Here is an 18,406-nt window from a genome sequence, read left to right on the forward strand (position 1 = left end):
GCAACGATGGAACCGCACCCTCCGGTGTCGGCGGTGCTCGGTGAGGTCCGCACCGCCCTGCTGCCCGAATCCGCCGCGCTGAGCCGGGGTTCGGCGGCCGAGCTGATGGCCCTGGTGCACGGGCGGCCGGTGCGTTCGCGGGAACGTCCGGTCATCTGGGCACAGTCGCCGACGGTGGTGGAGGGCATCGACTGCCGCTTCGCCACCCCGGATCAGCGCCGGGTCAGGGCGGTCGGCACCGTCGCCGCGCGGGCCGCGGTGGTGGGTGGGCGGATCATGCAGAGCTCGGCGCACAGCACCGTGCTGCCCGCCGCCTCGGACCGCCGCCAGAAATGGGTGCACTACCTGGGCAGACCCGGTGTCGCCGAGGTACTCACCCGGGCGCCCGCCGGGCTGGGCGCTGAGCTGACCGCGGGCTTTCTCGCGGTGCGGGATTCGGCCACCGACACCTTCGACCCGGGCGCGGTCGCGGCCCGGCTGGCCACCCGGGTCCGGCGCAACCCGATGCTCGACCAGAACCCGCCGCTGCACACCCCGACCACCCGGCTGCGCTGGGCGGCACGGGTCGAGGCGGGCACCCCGGCCACCATGACCATGACGCTGCACCCCGGCGAACTGCGCACCGCCGATTTCGTCGTCGGCGATCTCGCCGAACTGGCCGCGGTGCAGGCCTTCTGCGACGACCTCGCGCTGCACGACTGGCTGCTCACCGTGCTCACCGAGGTGATCGACGAGGCCGAGATGTACGAGCTCTCCCGGACGCCGGTGGACCAGGTGATCAGCCCGCTGCTCGAGCACCTGGTCTACCTGTGGATGCCGGGCTCGGCCACGCCGCCGCCGCTGCGTGGGCTGTGGGAGGTGCTCGAGGCCGATCCCGGATTCAGCAGGCAGTGGCACGCGCGGGTCGGTCAGCTGCGCGACCGGCTCGCGGTGGCTACCCTGGCCGCGCTGAACCGGGTCAGCACGGTCTGGTGATCACAGCCGGAACAGCTGACGCACCAGCAGCGCGAAGAACACCGAGATCGACACGATGCCGGTGTAGGCCTCCACGGTGAGAATGACCCGCGCCAGCGTGCCGGTGGTCTCCACGTCCTGGTAGCCCAGCGGGTTGAGGAAACTGATGAACCCGAGATACATCGCGATCCCCACGCTGGTCTGCGAGGTGGCCACCACCGCGAGAGTGAACACCGCGATCTGCGCGGCGATCCAGCCCAGCAGCCGGAACGGGCGATACCCGTAGCCGCACAGCAGATCCGAGGTGCGGCCCAGGATCCGGCCGCGCCTGCTCGGGTCGGCCAGGGTGCGCGCCCTGGCCTGGCTCAGGCCGCAGCGGTCCTGGCCGCGGAAGTCCTCGTTCACCGTGTGCAGCCGATAGGCCTGGCGGTAGGCCAGGGCCGCGTGCGCGGGCAGCCGGGCGCGCAGCAGGTGCTCGCCGAGCTCCTCGTAGACCTCGGCGAGCAGGGTGTCCTGGGTGCGGCTCAGACGCAGCGGCCCGCGTATCTCGACTTCGGCGGCGAACAGCGCGCTCAGGGTAGTGGTCAGGTGCAGGTCCTCGCCCGCGGTGCGCAGCCGGGACGGATCGGCGGCGCCGTAGAGGTGGTCGAAGACCAGGCTGTCACCGGCGCGGCGGCTCGTGGGTGGGGTGTAGCTGAGCAGGATGGATTCGACCTGGTGGTTGAAGTCGTCGAGCAGCTCGTGTTCGCCGTCCGGGCCCTCGCCGCGCCGGAACTCGGCGATCTCGGCGGCGAAGGCGTCGGCGTGGCGGTGGATCAGGTTCGTCTTGGCGGCGACGAAATCACTGAGTTGTCGCTGTTCGGCGTATTCCATGGCTGTTCCCCCGATTCCGTCCGCGCGCTATCCGCCGGGCGGCGCGTGGCCGCCCTTGCGCCAACGCGGATCCCAGCGGTCCACCGGCGGCCAGCGGTCGGGGGCTTGCGCGAGCCAGCGCACCAGCAGCTCACGGGGCTCGCCCGCGCCGAAGTACTGGTCCTCGTACCCGGCCCAGGTGAACCCCGATTCCTTATACAGATTCGCCGCGGGCGCGTTGGACGGGCGCACGGTGATGAACACCGCGTCCACCTCGCCGGAACGACAGGCCGCCACCGCGCGATCGAGCAGCAACCGACCCAGCCCGCGGCCCCGGCAGTGCGCCGCCACGGCCAGCCCGATCAGCCAGGCGCTGCGCGCGGGCCCGACCGCGACCAGCGCGTACCCGCTCACCACCCCGCCCAGTTCGGCCACCACCCAGTGCGAGCCGTGCACGTCGAACAGCTGGCGCAGGGCGAAGTACGGGTAGGCGAGCGGCTCGAATTCGCTGGACTCCAGTTCGGCGATGGCGGGCAGGTCATCCACGACGGCAGACCGGAACACCGGTTCGGTCAACCTGTCCGAGATGTCCAACGATCCGCTCACCTCTGCCGCCCCGATGCGATGTCCACCTCCCAGAGTAAGGGCAGCGTCGGTGGCGAGGCCACAAACCACCGCGAAAAGCGTTGGCCCACAGCGCTGTACTGTCCGGACAGCCGAAAGCCACGTCCGGCGAGGAGGTTCCGGACGTGGCTTGTCGGGGGAGGGGTTGGTCAGACTCCGGCGTAGGCCAGCGAGGGCACCCGGTCGGTGGCGAAGCTGGCGCGCAGGTAGCACCACCAGGTGACCGCCGCCATCACCAGGAACACCGCCGCGTAGGCCCAGAAGGCGGGAACCATGGTGTGCAGGTGGACATTCGACAGCCGCAGCGCCTGCTGCACCACGAAGCCGCCCGCCGCGCCGACCGCGCCGATCACCCCGATCGCCGCACCGGCCTGGCGCTTGGCCGAGATGAGCGCCTCGGCCGCGTCCATGCCGTGCTCGGCGGCGTACTTCTTGGCGGTGGCGTTGAAGATCGACGGGATCATCCGGTAGGTCGAGCCGTTGCCGATGCCCGCCAGCACGAACAGCGCCAGGAACCCGGCCAGATACAGCGGGAAGCTCTTCAGCTCGACCGCCGCGACGATGATGGCCACCGAGACGGCCATCCCGCCGAAGACGTAGACGGTGATCTTGGCGCCGCCGCCGACCTTGTCGGCCACCCAGCCACCGAAGGGCCTGCTGAACGAGCCGACCAGCGCGCCGAGGAAGGCCAGGTTACCGAGGGTGGTGATCCAGCCGATCGAGGCCAGCTCGGGGAAGGTGGCCTTGATCAGGGTGGGGAAGGCGAAGGAGAAGCCGATGAACGAACCGAAGGTGCCGATGTAGAGGAAGGCCATGATCCAGGTGTGGCGGTTGGTCAGGGCCAGCTTGTAGGAGCGGCCGTCGGACTTGGCCTCGGCGACGGAGTCCATGAAGTACAGCGCGCCCAGGGTCGCCACGGCGATGAACGGCAGCCAGAACAGCACCGCCAGGGTGATGCCGAAGCGGTAACCGCCCGCGTCCTTGGCCATGATGTGCGTGCCCAGGGTGATCAGCAGCGGCACGATCAGCTGGGTCTGCGCCACACCGAGATTGCCGCCCGCGGCATTGAGGCCCAGCGCGGCGCCCTTCTTGCCCTCCGGGAAGAAGAACGAGATATTGGCCATCGACGAGGAGAAGTTGCCGCCGCCGACACCGGCCAGCGAGGCCAGCACCAGGAACACCCACAGCGGAGTACCGGGCTGGTTGACGAAGTAGAGGATGCCCAGCGCCGGGATGAACAGCATGGCCGCGCTGAAGGCGGTGAACGCGCGGCCACCGAACTTGGGCACCGCGAAGGTGTAGGGGATGCGCAGGGCGGCACCGACCAGGGTGGGCACCGAGGTCAGCAGCAGGGCATTGCCGACGGCGGTCGGATTGCCCTTGCCCAGCCCCTCCAGGAACACGAACCCGGCCGAGCCCATGGCGGTGACGATGGAACCCCAGATCACCCAGATGCTGAAGCCCAGATTCTCGGCGAACACCGAGAACCACAGGTTCTTGCGGGCCGTCTGTTTCCCGCCCGCCTCCCAGAACGCGGGGTCGTCGGGGTGCCACTGGGTGAGCCAGCGGCCCTTGCGCTGATAGTCGAAGGACGGGGTTTCCGTCACTGTGCCGGTGGCGGCGATCGCGGTCATCGGCTTCCTCTCGATCGGGCTCGACAGCGCCACATCGCTTTTCGGGGGAGTGCGATGCCGCTGTCTGCGGGGTCGAGTCAAACGGTAGGAGCCGGTTGTTGCGTGCCCGTGGCCTCAGGTGACGTTCCCGCCAACTCGACCTCACCGCGCGATCCGCACGCGGTGACCGATCGGTTACCTGTCGGGGTACTCGGCCAGCAGCGAGCCGAGGAAGCAGCGGGTGGCCTGCATGGCCCGTTCGGCGTCGCCGTCGATGACGGCCTGCACCAGTTCGGCGTGCTCGGTGTCGAAGGCGTCGTCGGAGCGCGCGGTCCGCGCGTGGATGGCCTGCTCGATGATCGGCAGCAGCGAATCGTAGAACTCCAGATACACCGCGTTGTGGCTGGCGACCACGATCGCGCGGTGCAGTTCCACATCGGCGGCGATGGCCACCGGGTCCGGCGCGGACCAGTCGCGATCGCTGCGCTCGGCCAGCAGGCGGCGCAGGGTGGCGATATCGGTGTCGTCGCGGCGGCGCGCGGCCAGCCCGGCGGCGGTGGTGTCGAGGGCCTGGCGCAGCTCGAGGATGTCGCGTTCTTGGGCGTCGGCGAAGTACTTGGCCAGGGTGCCGCCCACCTCGGAGGTGGCGATCACATAGGTGCCCGAGCCCTGGCGGCGTTCGAGCATGCCCGCGTGCACAAGGGCCTGTACGGCCTCGCGCACGGTATTGCGACCGGTCCCGGTGAGCTCGGTGAGCTCCGGTTCGGTGGGGATCCGCTGGCCCACCGGCCAACGGCCGGAACGGATTTCGGCCCGAAGTTGTTCGGTGACCTGGGCGATGAGGCTGGTTCGCCGGACGGGTTGCACGTCAGCAAGCGTACTGGCCCGCCGCGCCGCGTTCTTTTGCTCACAGCCGCTTGGCTTTGGTCATCGGGTCATCCTATGATTTCCCGGTGCCGCCACTCCACGAATCCGCTACCGCCCCGCACCCGCGCGACCTCGAGCCGGAGGTCGTGGTCGACGAGGGGCGGATCAGTCGTCGATCGTTGATCGAGGGGCGGCTGCTGGTACTCGCGGCGATCGTCATGTCGGCGCTGACCCTGCGGTCGGCGGTCACGGCGTTCAGTCCGCTGGCCGAGAGCATCGGGGCCGATATCGGGTACGGGACCGCGATCGTCGGGGTGTTCGGCATGTTGCCGACCGTCATGTTCGGGTTTGCGGGGCTGCTCACGCCGGTGCTGGTGCGCCGGTTCGGGCTAGAGCGCACGGTGCTGATCGCCATGCTGCTGGCCGGGACTGGATCGCTGGTGCGCGCGTTCGCGCACGGCACGGGGGAGCTGCTGGGCTTCTCCGCGGTGGTGCTGCTGGGCATGGGCGTCGGCAATGTGGTGATCCCGCCGCTGGTCAAGCGGTATTTCGCCGATCGGCTGGCCGCGATCAGCTCGCTCTACATCGTCATGGTGCAGCTGAGCACCGTCATTCCCGCCTTCATCGCGGTGCCGCTCGAGCAGGCGCACGGCTGGCGGATCTCGCTGGGCGTGTGGGCGCTGGTCGGCTTCGCGGCCGCGGTGCCGTGGCTGTTCGTGCTGCGCGACCGGGAGGGCCGGGACAAGCATGATGTCACCGCGCTGCCCGCCGAGTCGCACACCACCACCGCGATCTGGCGCTCGCCGCTGGCCTGGGGCATGGCCGCCATGTTCGGCATGACCTCGCTGACCACCTATGCCATCTTCGCCTGGCTGCCCAAGATCCTGGCCGACGCGGGCGCGAGCGCGGCCTTCGGCGGCAGCATGGTCGGGCTGTTCGCGCTCATGGGCCTGATCCCGGCGCTGGGCGCGCCCACCGTGGTCTCCCGCATGCGCAACCCGTTCCCCGTGGTCGTCGGCTGTGTGGCGCTGTTCGTCGCGGCCTTCGCCGGGCTGCTGATCGCGCCGATGGGCGCCCCGGTGCTCTGGGTGATCCTGCTCGGCCTCGGCCCGAGCACCTTCCCGATGGCGCTGACCCTGATCAACCTGCGCACCCGCACCCCGCAGGGTTCGGCCGCGCTGTCGGGCTTCACCCAGGGCGTCGGGTACGCGCTGGCCAGTGTGGGCCCGCTGCTGTTCGGCATGCTGCACAGCTGGACCGGCGGCTGGCTGATCCCGTTCGAGATGCTCGGCGTCGCGCTGGTGATCCTGCTGATCGGCGCCTGGCAGGCGTGCAAGCCACGCATGCTCGAGGACTGCCCGCCGTTCCGGTTCGGCGCGCGCGCGAAGTAATAACGCCACACAACCCGGCAACTCACCTTTCGAGTTGCCGGGTTGTGCGTTCCGGGTAATGCTGTGTAGGTCACACCCTCACGTAGGCCGTGCGCGAAATTCCGCTGCTTCCTTACCTGTGGAAATCGTTGTGTCACATGCCGGAAACAAACGGCCCGATCTCACCCCGTTTCGGCGCGAATGGTGAGAAACCGTTGATTCGCGCGACATTTCCCGCAGCATTTCGGCAATACCGATTTCCTACCGTTGGGCCATCGCACTTTTGGGAGGCCCAACTTGAGCACGCTGAAGCGTAACCACGACATCGAGCACTGGGATGCCGAAGATGTCGCGGCCTGGGAGGCCGGCGGCAAGGACATCGCCAAGCGCAACCTGATCTGGTCGGTCATCGCCGAGCACGTCGGGTTCTCGGTGTGGTCGATCTGGTCGGTGATGGTGCTGTTCATGCCCACCGACAAGTTCGGCATCGACGCGGCGGGCAAGTTCTTCCTGGTCGCCATGCCGACGCTGATCGGCGGTTTCCTGCGGATCCCCTACACCGTGGCCACCGCCCGCTTCGGCGGCCGCAACTGGACGATCTTCAGCGCGCTGCTGCTGATGGTGCCGCTGCTGCTGACGCTGTACTTCGTCACCCAGCCGGGCACCTCGTACACGACCTTCCTGATCGTGGCCGCGTTCGCCGGTGTCGGTGGTGGCAACTTCGCCTCGTCGATGACCAACATCAACGCCTTCTACCCGCAGCGGCTCAAGGGCTGGGCGCTGGGTATGAACGCGGGCGGCGGCAATGTCGGCGTGCCGGTGATCCAGCTGCTCGGCCTGCTGGTGCTGGTCACCCTGGGCGGCGACTACGCCTACCTCATCTGCGCGATCTACCTGGTCCTCGTCGGTCTCACCGCGGTCGGCGCGGCGCTGTACATGGACAACCTGACCAACCAGAAGGCTGACCTGTCCTCGATGGGCCAGGCCCTGCGGGTGCCGCAGTCGTGGGTCATCGCGTTCCTCTACATCGGCACCTTCGGTTCGTTCATCGGCTACAGCTTCGCCTTCGCGCAGATTCTGCAGATCAGCTTCAAGGCCGGTGGCGACACCGCCGCCCAGGCCGCCGTCCACGCCGCCTCGATCGCCTTCATCGGCCCGCTGCTCGGTTCGCTGGCCCGCCCCTACGGCGGCAAGATGGCCGACCGTATCGGCGGCAGCCGGGTCGCGCTGGGCACCTTCGGCGCCATGATGGCCGCCACGCTGGTCGTGATCGCCGCCTCTACCATGGCCGACCGCAACAGTGGGGTCGCCTCCGGTGCCACCATGACGATCCTGGTCGTCGGCTTCATCGCCCTGTTCGTGCTCTCCGGTTTCGGCAACGGCGCCGTCACCAAGATCATCCCGTCGGTGTTCGAGGCCAAGTCCAAGAGCCTGCCGGTCTCCCGCGCTGAACAGGCGGCCTGGTCGCAGAACGCCGGTGGCGCGCTGATCGGCTTCGTCGGCGCGATCGGCTCGCTCGGCGGCGTCGGCATCAACATGGTGCTGCGCAGCTCCTACGCCTCCACCAACTCCGCGACCACCGCGTTCTGGGTGTTCCTCGCCTTCTACGTGGTCTGCGCGGTCGTCACCTGGGCGGTGTTCCTGCGCCGTCCCCGTCCGTCCACCGTGTCCTCCGACTCCGCTGTCGTGGTCGAGGCCGAATCCCTGGTCCTCGAGGCCGAAAACAACGCTTCGTCGGCCAAGACGTCGGCTCGCCGCTGACAACCGACCATCACAAGGAGGTCCCTCTCATGAACAGCACTCGCAAGACAGTCGTCGTGGTCGGCCACGGCATGGTCGGACACCGTTTCGTCGAAGCCCTGCGCGCCCGCGACGAGGCCGGTCAGTGGCAGGTCGTCATCCTGTCCGAGGAGAAGCTGCCCGCCTACGACCGGGTCGGCCTGTCCTACTACGTCGGCGCCTGGGACCCGTCCGCCTTGGCGCTGCCGGGCAACGAGTACGCCGGTGACGACCTGGTCGACCTGCGGTTGGGCCAGCGCGGCGCCTCGATCGACCGCGCGGCCAAGACCGTCACCACCTCCACCGGCGATGTCGTGGCCTACGACGCGCTGGTCATGGCGACCGGCTCCTACGCCTTCGTGCCGCCGGTGCCCGGCCACGACCTGCCCGAATGCTTCGTCTACCGCACCATCGACGACCTCGACGGCATCCGGGCCGCGGCCGAGGCCGCCGGTCCCGGCGCGCACGGTGTGGTCGTCGGCGGTGGTCTGCTCGGTCTGGAGGCGGCCAACGCGCTGCGCCTGATGGGCATGACCCCGCACGTGGTCGAGTTCGCGCCCCGCCTGATGCCCGCCCAGATCGACGACGGCGGCAGCTCGGTGCTGGAGAAGCTCGTCGCCGACCTCGGCCTGAACGTGCACACCGGCGTGGGCACCGCCAATATCGAGCAGGCCGACGGCGGGCTCAAGGTGACCCTGTCCGACGAGTCCGTGATCGACGCGTCGCTGCTGGTCTTCTCCGCCGGTGTCCGCCCGCACGACGCGGTCGCCAAGGACGCGGGCCTCGAGCTCGGCGCGCGTGGCGGCATCCTCACCGACCTGTCCATGGTCACCTCCGACCCCGACATCTACGCCGTCGGTGAGTGCGCGGCCATCGAGGGCGTCTGCTACGGCCTGGTCGCCCCGGGCTACACCACCGCCGAGATCGTCGCCGACCGCCTGCTGGGCGGCGAGGGCGAGTTCCCCGGCGCCGACATGTCCACCAAGCTCAAGCTGATGGGCGTGGACGTCGCCTCGTTCGGTGACGCGCACGGCACCACCGAGGGCGCGCTGTCGGTGGTCCTGCACGACGCGGCCAAGGGCACCTACGCCAAGCTGGTCGTCTCCGACGACGCGCAGACCCTGCTCGGCGGCATCCTGGTCGGCGACGCCACCGCCTACGCGGCGCTGCGCCCGCTGGTCGGGCGCCCGCTGCCCGCCGACCCGGCCTCGCTGATCTCCCCGGCCGGTGCCGAGCTCGGCGCCGACGCGCTGCCCGACGACGCCCAGATCTGCTCGTGCAACAACGTCGACAAGGGTTCGATCTGCGGCGCGATCGCCGAGGGCGCCTGCGATATCGCCCAGGTCAAGAGCTGCACCAACGCCGGTACCTCCTGCGGTGGCTGTGTGCCGATGATCAAGAAGCTGCTCGAGCAGTCCGGCGTGGCGATGTCCAAGGCGCTGTGCGAGCACTTCGAGCAGTCGCGCGCCGAACTGTTCGATATCGTCGCCGTCACCGGTATCCGCACCTTCTCCGAGCTGATCGCCAAGCACGGCAAGGGCACCGGCTGCGATATCTGCAAGCCGACCGTCGCCTCCATCCTGGCGTCCACCTCGAGCGACCACATCCTCGAGGGCGAGCAGGCCGCGCTGCAGGACACCAACGACCACTTCCTGGCCAACTTGCAGAAGAACGGCACCTACTCGGTGGTGCCGCGGATGCCCGGTGGTGAGGTCACCGCCGAGCAGCTGATCGTGATCGGCGAGGTCGCCAAGGAGTTCGGCCTCTACGTCAAGGTCACCGGTGGTCAGCGCATCGACCTGTTCGGCGCCACCGTCGACCAGCTGCCCCCGATCTGGCAGCGCCTGGTCGACGCGGGCATGGAGTCCGGCCACGCGTACGGCAAGTCGCTGCGCACGGTCAAGAGCTGCGTCGGGTCCACCTGGTGCCGCTACGGCCAGCAGGACTCGGTCGGCATGGCCGTGCTGCTGGAGAAGCGCTACCGCGGTCTGCGCTCGCCGCACAAGCTGAAGCTGGCCGTGTCGGGTTGCGCGCGCGAATGCGCCGAGGCTCGCGGCAAGGACGTCGGCGTGATCGCGACCGAGAACGGCTGGAACCTCTACGTCGGCGGCAACGGCGGCCTGACGCCCAAGCACGCGGTGCTGCTGGCCGGTGAGCTCGACGACGAGACGCTGATCAAGTACATCGACCGCTACCTGATGTTCTACATCCGCACCGCCGACCGCCTGCAGCGCACCGCGCCGTGGCAGGAGGCCCTCGAGGGCGGCATGGACTACCTCAAGGCCGTGGTCTGCGAGGACAGCCTGGGCATCGCCGCCGACCTGGAGGCCGCCATGGCCAAGCACGTCGACGGCTACCGGGACGAGTGGGCCGCCGTGCTCGAGGACGAGAACAAGCTCTCGCGCTTCGTCTCCTTCGTCAATGCCCCTGACGAAACCGACCCGACCATCTCGTTCGACGACAGCGGCGAGCGCAAGGTTCCGGTGCTCCTGGGCCTGCCCCCCATGCCGGTGGGTGTTGGCTCCGACACAGCAGCAGCCGGGAAATAAGCGCTTAACCGTGCGGAAACAGGGCGCCTGTACCAATGAGTAAGGCGTTCGGAGGAGGAACCCGATGACCTTAATCGATACACCCACCATCACCTCGGAGACGACCACAGGCTGGACCCAGGCCTGCCGGCTCGACTTCCTGATCCCGGGCCGCGGCGTTGCTGTCCTGCTCAAGAGCGGCAAGCAGGCCGCCCTGTTCCTGCTCCCCGACGGCACACTGGCCGCCGTCGGCAATATCGATCCGTTCGGCCGGGCCGCGGTCATGTCGCGCGGCATCGTGGGCGACCGCGGCGGGCAGCCCGTCGTGGCCTCACCGCTGCTCAAGCAGGCGTTCTCGCTGCTCGACGGCCAGTGCCTCGACGACGCGACCCAGTCGCTGCCGGTGTACGGCGTGCGGCTCGACGGTGGCGTGGTCTCGGTGTCGAACGAACCGGTGACTCCATGACCTCTCCGACCGACAGCGGCCCCTGCCTGGCCGGCTTCACCATCGGCGTCACCGCCGCCCGCCGGGCCGAGGAGTTCGGCACCCTGCTCACCCGCAAGGGCGCGACCGTGGTCTCGGCCCCGGCCATCCGGATCATCCCGCTGGCCGACGACACCGAACTCGAGCGCGTCACCGAACAGCTCATCGCCGATCCGCCGCAGATCACCGTCGCCACCACCGGCATCGGCTTCCGCGGCTGGATGGAAGCGGCCGAAGGCTGGGGGCTGGCCGAGGTCCTGCGCGACACCCTCGCCGCTACCCGGATGCTGGCCCGCGGCCCCAAGGCCAAGGGCGCCATCCGCGCCGCCGAACTGCGCGAGGAATGGTCGCCCGCCTCGGAGTCCTCGGCCGAGGTGCTCGACCACCTGCTCGCCGAGGGCGTCGAAGGCGTGCGCATCGCGGTGCAGTTGCACGGCGCCACCACCGAGTGGGAGCCGGTGCCGGACTTCTGCGAGGTGCTGCGCTGCGCGGGCGCCGATGTGGTTCCGGTGCCGGTCTACCGGTGGGAGCCGCCCGCCGATCGCGGGCCGATGGACACCATGATCGAGTCGATCGTGGCGGGCAGCCTGGACTGCGTCACCTTCACCAGCGCGCCCGCGGTGGCCTCGATGCTGATGCGGGCCAAGGAGACCGGCCTGCTCGAATCGGTGCTGCACGCGCTGCGCGGCCGGGTGCTGGCCGCCTGCGTCGGCCCGATCACCGCCGCCCCGCTCGAAGAACTCGGCGTGCCGACCACCATGCCGGGCCGCGCCCGCCTCGGTGCGCTGGCCCGCCACGTCGCCGAGGAACTGCCGCGCCGGGCCAGCCGCATCTACGCGGCCGGTCATCTGATCAGCGTGCGCGGTGGCTGCGTGGTCGTCGACGGTGAGGTGCGCTCGCTGGCGCCCGCGCCGATGGCGCTGATGCGCTCGCTGGCCCGCCAGCCCGGCCGGGTCGTCTCCCGCGAGGACCTGCTGGCCGCGCTGCCCGGTGGCGGCGACGACACGCACGCCGTGGAGACCGCCATCGCCCGCCTGCGGGCCGGGCTCGGCACCCCCAAAGCCATCCAGACCGTGGTCAAGCGCGGCTACCGGCTCGCGCTCGACGCCGCCGACTGCGCCGACACCCCCGTGCGTCCGCCGGTGCAGCCGCCGCACGCGGCGGGCATCGGCACCCCCGCCCGCTCCCCGCGCGCGGTGCAGCCGATCGGGGTGTGGTGAGTACCGCGCGGCCGGGTGATCCGGCCCTGGTGCTCGTCGCGCACGGCACCCGCAGCGCGCGCGGCGTGGAGATGATCGCCGCGCTCGCCGAAGCGGTCGCCGTGGAGCTGGACGCGCAGGCCGAGGGCGGCGCGCCCAACGCGGCCCTGCGCACCGCCTTCGTCGACGTGCTCGGCCCGTCGCCCGCGGAGGTGCTGCGCGATCTGGACGGCCCTGCCGTGGTGGTCCCGGCCTTCCTGGCCTCGGGATACCACGTCTACCAGGATGTTCCGCGCGAGGTCGCCGAGAGCGGGCACGGCTCGGTCGCGGTGACCGCCGCGATGGGTCCCGATCCGGCGCTGGCCGCCATCATGGCCGTGCGGTTGCGCGCGGCGGGCTGGCAGCCGGGTGACGCGGTGGTCTTCGCGGCCGCCGGGTCCTCCGACGCGCGGGCGCGCCAGGATGTCCGCCGCGCCGCGGGCATGCTCGCCGAGCAGATCGGCGCCCCGGTGCGCATCGCCTACGTGGCCACCGGCTCGCCCCGGGTGCCCGAGGTCGTCGCGGCGCTGCGTGCGTCGGGCGCGCGCAAGGTCTTCATCGCGTCCTATCTGCTGGCCCACGGCCTGTTCCACCAGCGTCTGCACGACGCGGGTGCCGACGGTGTCGCCGAGCCGATCGGCGTGCATCCCGAGGTGGTCCGCCTCATCGCCGACCGCTACCGCACCGCCGCCCGTGCGCTGGTGCGCGCCCGGGTGCGCTGAACCCTCGGTGAACCCCGGGTTCACCGCTCGGCCGCTGTCGGTCCCGGCCGATAGAGTGGGCCCGACGCACCAGGAGGGGGCACCGTGTCGGATCCGACCGCAAAACCTGAGCAACCGCTCTCGAAGGACGTTCCGACGTCGCACTCCGACGCGGTTCCGCCGCCCGCGGCACCGGTCGCGCACGATGTGACGACGTCGTATCCCGACATGGTTCCGCCGCCCGCGGCACCGGTCGCGCACGATGCGACGACGTCCTATCCCGACGCGATCCCGCCGCACGCGGCACACGAGGAGCTGACGTCGTACCCCGATGCGGTTCCACCGCCCGCGGTCCCACCGGTTCCAGCCGTCGGGGTGCCGCCGTACCCGGCGGCGGCCCCGGCACAACCACCCGTCGCGGCGCCGACGCCGTACGGCGGCGCAGGGGCTCCGTATGCGGCCGGGGTTCCGCCCTACGTCGCCGGGGGTTCGCCGTATCCGGCCGGGTCCTATCCGCCGGGTGCGCCCTATCCGGGGCAGCCGGGCGTACCCACCGGCCCGCGTGCGGTGCCGCCGAGTGTGCAGAACGCCTTCTACCTGATGCTCGCCGGTGCCTGCGTCACCCTGCTGGCCATGATCTACTCGTTCACCGTCATCGACCAGACCCGCAGCGAGGTGCTCGACGCTTCGGGTGGTGTGCTGCGCGGGGCCGATCTGGATCTGGTCATGTCGGTGAGCATGGGGATCGGGGTGGGTACCTCGCTGATCACCGCGGGCCTGTGGGTGTGGATGGCCTTCGCCAGCCGCGCGGGCAAGAACTGGGCCAGGATCACCGGCACCACCTTCTTCGGCATCAACGCGGTGATGTTCCTGTTCGGCATCCTCGCCGCGACCTTCAGCAGCGGCCTCGTTCTGGGCCATCTGTTCGGCGCCGTCGGCGTCGCCATCGGCCTCGCGACGGTGATCCTGCTGTGGACCGGCCGTTCCAAGGAGTTCTTCGCGCCCGCCCCCGTCGGCTACGCCCCCTATCCGGGCTACCCCGCTACCGGGCCGTGGTGACGTTCGCCCGGTAGGTGCTCGGCGGCACCCCCACTGGCGAGCCATGTGCTGACGCAGCGATTCCGCCGACCCGATCCCGACGCGCCGAAAAAGATGTCGAAGATGTCCGGCGGATGTGTCGAGAACGCGGAATCGGCTCCGACCGAAGGGTGACAGTCAGTCCGAACTCACCCAGGAGCACATCATGTCCGTCACCACCTTCCTCTGGTTCGACACCGACGCCGAGGCGGCCGCCCAGCTCTACACCGCCGCGGTGCCGAACGCGCGTATCACCGAGATCACCCGGCAGGGCGACGGATCGGCCTTCGTCGTCGAGCTCGACCTCGACGGCCACGCCGTCACCCTGATGAACGGCGGCCCGGGGCATCCGCACAGCGATGCCGCGTCGCTGCAGGTCATCGTGGATTCCCAGGCCGAGCTCGACCGGATCTGGACCGCGCTCACCGAGGGCGGCGAGCCGGGTCCGTGCGGCTGGCTCACCGACCGCTTCGGCGTCTCCTGGCAGGTCGTGCCCGCCGTGCTGCCGAAGCTGCTGAACTCCGATCCCGAGCGGGTCATCGCCGTCGGCACCGCGCTGCGCACGATGTCCAAGCTCGATATCGCCGCCCTGCAGCAGGCGCATGACCGGGCCTGACCCCGGAAACGACGACGGCCGCCGCGGATCGGTAGTCCGCGGCGGCCGTTTCGGCGGGGGTGGGGAGTCAGCCCGCCGAGCCGGTCAGCAGTCCGCCCAGGTCGGCCGAGCCGGTGCCGCCGCCACCGGGGGTGGTCGGCTGCTCCGAGACCTCGACGGTCACCGTCTTGGAGCTGATCAGCTCCTGCACGGCCTTGATCTCGTGGGTCCCGGCGGTGGTCGGGGTCCAGGAGATGGTGGCCTTGCCGTTGGACACCGAGACCGGCTCGCCGATCTGGGTGCCGTTGTCGGTGAAGGTCACCTTGAACAGGAACGAGGTCGCGGTGACATCGGCGGTCACGGTGTAGGCCGTGCCCACGTAGTGGGTGCTGCCGCTGACCGCGATGCTCTGGACGAGGGCCGAGGCCTGCGGTGCGGTGAGAACCGCCGCCGCGGCGACGGCGGTGAATGCCGTGAGACCGAAACCGGCCCGGCGCGCCTGGTAGATCTTCATATCCGTACTCCTGTTTCGCGCTGACCACTGCTGTGGTGTCGCGACAGTAGCGAGCCGATTCCCCGGCTGTCCCGGAAACAGAAAAACGCATGTTTAAAATATTTCCGGCGAGAGAGGCGCAGGTGACACCCGATTTCACCCGGAGGGGGTGAGGTGTGCGATCCGACCGGCGCCGACACTGAGGATCATGTCGACGTCCGGACCTCTCCGCTACCAGTTCGTCGTCGAGGGCGAACTCACCGAGCGCGTCCTCGCGGCATTCCCGGAGCTGCGCCGAAGTTCGCATTCGCCGACCGGTACCACCACCCTCTACGGCGTCGTCGCCGACGCCACCGCCATGCGCGGCGTGCTCGCGCGCCTGGACACCCTCGGTCTGACGCTGCTCGGCATGTCCCAACTGCCCGACTGAGCGGTAAACGCGGCGATGGCGTCGATCTGATAACGAGCCCCGTCTCCGCCGCTTTCGGGCAAACGCTCAGCCGCCGTTTCGCCTACCGTCGAGCTCGGTGAGTTCTCGAGCGCCGCGCGGTGAACAGCGAGTTCAGGAGGGTGCGGATGACTACATCGTCGAGTTCGCTGGATCTTCGCGGTGACAGCCCGGCGGTAGCTGTGAGCGGCGCGAGCATCCCGGAACTGTCGTTCGCGCCGGTGCGCTGCCCGGCCGCCTGCACCCGCCTGGACCGCGCGCTGGCGGGTACCGGGCACACCGTGCTGCTGTGCGGTCCGGCGGGCAGCGGCAAGACCGTGGCCCTGGTCGACTGGGTCACCCGGGCGCAGCGCAAGCGCGCGCTGCCGGTCGCCTGGCTGTCGGTGCTCGACCACCCCGACGACCTGCTCGCCGCCCTGGCGGGCCTGCTCGACCGCTCGCTGGTACCCGACGGTGCCCCGCGCAGCCCGGCCGACCGCGCCGCCGACCTGGTCGCCGCGTTGGCCGCCGCCGAACCGACCGTGCTGGTCATCGACGACGCCCACCTGCTCACCGACCCGCTGGAACTGGCCGGGCTGGAATACCTGCTCGCGCACCTGCCCGCCCACGTCACCGCGCTGGTCGCGGGCCGTTTCGACCCGCCGCTGCGCTGGCACACCCTCGAGCTGGCCGGGCGGCTCACCCGCATCGGCGGCCCGGAGCTGGCGCTCTCGCCCGAGCGGGTTGCCCAGCTGCTGGCCCAGCACGGCTGCCACCTCGACGACGCCGAACTGGCCGTGGTGCACACCCTCACCCGCGGCTGGGCCGCGCTGGTGCGCATCGCCGCGATCTACCTGTCCGCCCACGCCGAGGACCGCGACACCGCGCTGACCGCGCTGGCCCGCCCCTCGCACGCGGTCGCCGACTTCCTCGTCGCCGAACTGCTCGGTTCGCTGCCGCCCGCCACCCTCCACTTCCTGCTCGCCACCGCGGTACCGGCGCAGTTCTGCCTGCCGCTGGCCGAGGACCTCGCCGGAGACGACGCGGCCCGCATCCTCGACGACCTGCTGCGCGCGAACTTCCCGCTGCACACCGTTGCCCACGACGGCGAGCTCTGGCACACCTACCACCCGCTGCTGCGCGCCTACCTGCTCGCCGAGGGCGCGCACACCCGCCCGGAGCGCACACCCGGCCTGCACCGGCGGGTGGCCGAGTGGTTCGCCGCGGCCGCCCTGCCCGCGCCCGCGCTCGACCACGTGCTGGCCGAACCCGGTGCGCCCGGGCTGGTCACCTTCCTGCGCGAGTGGGGCCTGCGGATGGTCCTCGACGGCACCGGCCACCTGCTGCTCGCCGCCGCCGACCACCTGCCCGAGCTGTCCGAGGACGCCTACGTGCGGCTGCTGCGGGCCGCGGTCGCGGTGGAGGCGGGCGATATCGCCACCGCCGAGGTGTATCTGGAGGCCGCCCATGTCGGGGCAGGTCCGGAGTCGCGGGTCGTGCCCACCGCGTGGCTCGCGGCCCTGGATGTCGCGGTGAGCGCGGGAGTCGCGGTGCTGGTGGGTGATTCGTCCTCGACCAGCTGGCCGCTGCCCGCCGCGACCGGTCAGCCGGATCTGGACTGCTACGCCGGATTGCACTGCGGCACCGCCGAAGTCAGCGCCCGCGCGATCGAGAGCGGCGCCGCGGCCCTGCGGCACGCGCTCGTGCACGCCGAGGCGGCCGGGCTGGGCCGGGTGGTGGTGCGCGCCAGGACCGGGCTCGCGCTGGCGGCGGGCATCGCGGGACGGATCGGCGAATTGCGGCTCCTGGCCGGGCAGGCCATCGAGAGCGCCGCCCGCTACGAGCTGTCCGGCGAGGCCGGGCTCGCGCGCGTGGTCGCCGCCTACGGCGCCTACCAGCAGGGCGCGGACTTCCCGCGGCCGCTGCCCGGCGCCCGCACCGCCGAACACGAGACCTGCCTGCCCGCCCCGCTGCGCCAGGCGGGCATCGTCACCGCCCTGCTCACCTTCGACGACGCACCCGACCGCGCCGCCGCCGCGACGGCGCTGAGCAGGCAGCTGCACCGGCTGCTCGACGAATCCCCGGCCCTGCTCGGCAACGGCCGCACCGTCCTCGACGTGCTGTGGCTGCTGCTGCGCCTGCAGGCCCGGTCCGAGGCCCTGCATCTGGTCGAGCACGCCACCCGGGTCCTCGGGGTGACCCCGGAGACCACGCTCGCCGAGGCCGGGCTCGCCGTCTACACCCACCGGCCCGCGGCCGCGCTGCCGCTGGTCGAACCGCTGGTCGTCCGGGTGCCGTCCGGGCTGTCCGCCGGGGCCGTGGTCACCGGCTGGCTGCTGGTCGCCGTCGCCGCCGACCGGCTCGACCGGCCGCGCAAGGCCGACGAGGCCGTCGAACAGGCCCTCACCCACGCCTGCGCCGAACGCTGGGTGCGCCCGTTCCTCGACGTGCCCGGCGCGCTGGAGGTCCTCGACCGGCTCGGTGGCCGGTTCGGCCGCTTCGACGCGTTCGTCGATCTGGTGCGTGCCCAGCGCGGCACCGCCGACGGCGCCCCCCAGCTCACCGAGACCGAACTCGTCGTCCTGCGCCAGCTGCCCTCCGGCATGACCGCCATCAATATCGCGAGCGACCTTGGCGTCTCGGTGAACACCGTGAAGACCCACCTGCGCGGCATCTACCAGAAGCTCGGCGTGAACGCCCGCGCCGAGGCCATCGCCACGGCCAGGGGGCTCGGCCTGCTCTGAGCCCACCTATCCGGACCACTCCCCGGAAACACGGTTACCGATTGCGCTACGCTGTGGCTC

16 protein-coding genes are annotated in these 18,406 nt (G+C 70.7%); 11 read left to right on the plus strand and 5 right to left on the minus strand.

The annotated features are described in order from the left end of the window. Positions 1-6: 6 nt before the first annotated feature. Complete coding sequence (locus WA675_RS00375) at positions 7-975, plus strand: SCO2521 family protein (RefSeq protein WP_336080927.1); 969 nt, start codon at positions 7-9, stop codon at positions 973-975. Here the strand turns inward: WA675_RS00375 and WA675_RS00380 are convergent, their stop codons facing one another. The 4 genes from WA675_RS00380 to WA675_RS00395 form a co-directional block, all read right to left on the minus strand. After that, the gene (locus WA675_RS00380; RefSeq protein WP_336080929.1) at positions 976-1,827 is read right to left on the minus strand and encodes a hypothetical protein; all 852 of its coding nucleotides are present in this window, start codon (positions 1,825-1,827) and stop codon (positions 976-978) included. A gap of 27 nt (positions 1,828-1,854) precedes the next feature. After that, positions 1,855-2,352: a GNAT family N-acetyltransferase gene (locus WA675_RS00385; protein ID WP_336080931.1), complete on the minus strand. Its 498-nt coding sequence runs from the start codon at positions 2,350-2,352 to the stop codon at positions 1,855-1,857. 227 nt (positions 2,353-2,579) lie between these two features. Then, entirely contained in the window at positions 2,580-4,064 is a 1,485-nt protein-coding gene (locus WA675_RS00390; protein WP_336080933.1) for an MFS transporter, read from the minus strand. Positions 4,065-4,238: 174 nt separating this feature from the next. Continuing rightward, a complete protein-coding gene (locus tag WA675_RS00395; RefSeq protein ID WP_336080934.1) occupies positions 4,239-4,910 on the minus strand; it encodes a FadR/GntR family transcriptional regulator in 672 nt (223 codons plus the stop codon). Positions 4,911-5,128: 218 nt separating this feature from the next. Between WA675_RS00395 and WA675_RS00400 the strand changes: the two genes are divergently transcribed. The 8 genes from WA675_RS00400 (at position 5,129) to WA675_RS00435 (ending at position 14,703) form a co-directional block, all read left to right on the plus strand. Continuing rightward, positions 5,129-6,301, plus strand: coding sequence for a CynX/NimT family MFS transporter (locus WA675_RS00400; RefSeq protein WP_336081821.1), 1,173 nt, complete (start codon positions 5,129-5,131; stop codon positions 6,299-6,301). A gap of 276 nt (positions 6,302-6,577) precedes the next feature. Continuing rightward, positions 6,578-8,041 (plus strand): nitrate/nitrite transporter, encoded by a 1,464-nt coding sequence (locus WA675_RS00405; protein WP_336080936.1) that lies wholly within the window; start codon positions 6,578-6,580, stop codon positions 8,039-8,041. A 29-nt stretch (positions 8,042-8,070) separates the two neighbouring features. Continuing rightward, the gene (nirB, locus tag WA675_RS00410) at positions 8,071-10,608 is read left to right on the plus strand and encodes a nitrite reductase large subunit NirB (RefSeq protein WP_336080937.1); all 2,538 of its coding nucleotides are present in this window, start codon (positions 8,071-8,073) and stop codon (positions 10,606-10,608) included. A 64-nt stretch (positions 10,609-10,672) separates the two neighbouring features. Then, positions 10,673-11,053, plus strand: a complete 381-nt coding sequence (gene nirD, locus WA675_RS00415; RefSeq protein ID WP_336080939.1) for a nitrite reductase small subunit NirD — start codon at positions 10,673-10,675, stop codon at positions 11,051-11,053. Beyond that, positions 11,050-12,291, plus strand: coding sequence for a uroporphyrinogen-III synthase (locus tag WA675_RS00420; protein WP_336080941.1), 1,242 nt, complete (start codon positions 11,050-11,052; stop codon positions 12,289-12,291). The genes nirD and WA675_RS00420 overlap by 4 nt, the downstream gene beginning before the upstream one ends. After that, the gene (locus WA675_RS00425; protein ID WP_442945523.1) at positions 12,288-13,031 is read left to right on the plus strand and encodes a sirohydrochlorin chelatase; all 744 of its coding nucleotides are present in this window, start codon (positions 12,288-12,290) and stop codon (positions 13,029-13,031) included. Before WA675_RS00420 ends, WA675_RS00425 begins: the two co-directional genes overlap by 4 nt. A gap of 207 nt (positions 13,032-13,238) precedes the next feature. Beyond that, positions 13,239-14,069 (plus strand): hypothetical protein, encoded by an 831-nt coding sequence (locus tag WA675_RS00430; RefSeq protein WP_336080943.1) that lies wholly within the window; start codon positions 13,239-13,241, stop codon positions 14,067-14,069. Positions 14,070-14,253: 184 nt separating this feature from the next. Next, positions 14,254-14,703 (plus strand): VOC family protein, encoded by a 450-nt coding sequence (locus WA675_RS00435; RefSeq protein WP_336080945.1) that lies wholly within the window; start codon positions 14,254-14,256, stop codon positions 14,701-14,703. 67 nt (positions 14,704-14,770) lie between these two features. Here the strand turns inward: WA675_RS00435 and WA675_RS00440 are convergent, their stop codons facing one another. Then, positions 14,771-15,196 (minus strand): Ig-like domain-containing protein, encoded by a 426-nt coding sequence (locus WA675_RS00440; RefSeq protein ID WP_336080946.1) that lies wholly within the window; start codon positions 15,194-15,196, stop codon positions 14,771-14,773. A gap of 187 nt (positions 15,197-15,383) precedes the next feature. Here WA675_RS00440 and WA675_RS00445 point away from each other — a divergent pair, with 187 nt between their 5' ends. Both WA675_RS00445 and WA675_RS00450 read left to right on the plus strand, forming a co-directional pair. Continuing rightward, positions 15,384-15,605, plus strand: coding sequence for a hypothetical protein (locus tag WA675_RS00445; protein ID WP_336080948.1), 222 nt, complete (start codon positions 15,384-15,386; stop codon positions 15,603-15,605). A gap of 146 nt (positions 15,606-15,751) precedes the next feature. Continuing rightward, a complete protein-coding gene (locus tag WA675_RS00450) occupies positions 15,752-18,346 on the plus strand; it encodes a LuxR C-terminal-related transcriptional regulator (RefSeq protein WP_336080949.1) in 2,595 nt (864 codons plus the stop codon). The last annotated feature ends 60 nt before the right edge of the window (positions 18,347-18,406 follow it).

Origin of the sequence: Nocardia sp. SSK8 (assembly GCF_037034205.1) — a bacterium.
Lineage (GTDB): Bacteria > Actinomycetota > Actinomycetes > Mycobacteriales > Mycobacteriaceae > Nocardia.